The 377-nt window shown below is 73.2% G+C and carries 1 pseudogene; it reads left to right on the plus strand.

Annotated features, from left to right (window positions below):
* A pseudogene (locus tag PZH32_RS11685) lies at positions 1-377 on the plus strand (beta-ketoacyl-[acyl-carrier-protein] synthase II); the annotation flags it as partial.

The raw sequence follows: 377 nt of genomic DNA on the forward strand, positions 1-377 counted from the left end.
CCCACCCAGGCCTCACTGCCCTTCGACGCCCGCCGCGGCGGCTTTGTGGCCGGTGAAGGTGCGTGCGCCCTGGTCATCGAGTCGCTGGAGAGCGCTCTGGCCCGCGGGGCCCAGCCCATCGCGGAGATCACCGGTTTCGGCAGCACGGGCGACGCCTACCATATGACGGCGCCCGACCCGGAGGCGACGGCCATCACCGCTGCCATGGCGGCCGCTCTGGCCGAGGGCGGCTTCACCGCTGCCGACCTGGGTCACCTGAACGCCCACGGCACCGGTACGCCGGCCAACGACGCCACCGAGTCGAAGGCGCTCTACGGCCTGGTGGGCGCGGGTGCGGCCGAGGTGCCGGTCACGTCCATCAAGGGCACCACGGGCCA

Source organism: Adlercreutzia equolifaciens (assembly GCF_029076695.1).
Lineage (GTDB): Bacteria > Actinomycetota > Coriobacteriia > Coriobacteriales > Eggerthellaceae > Adlercreutzia > Adlercreutzia equolifaciens_A.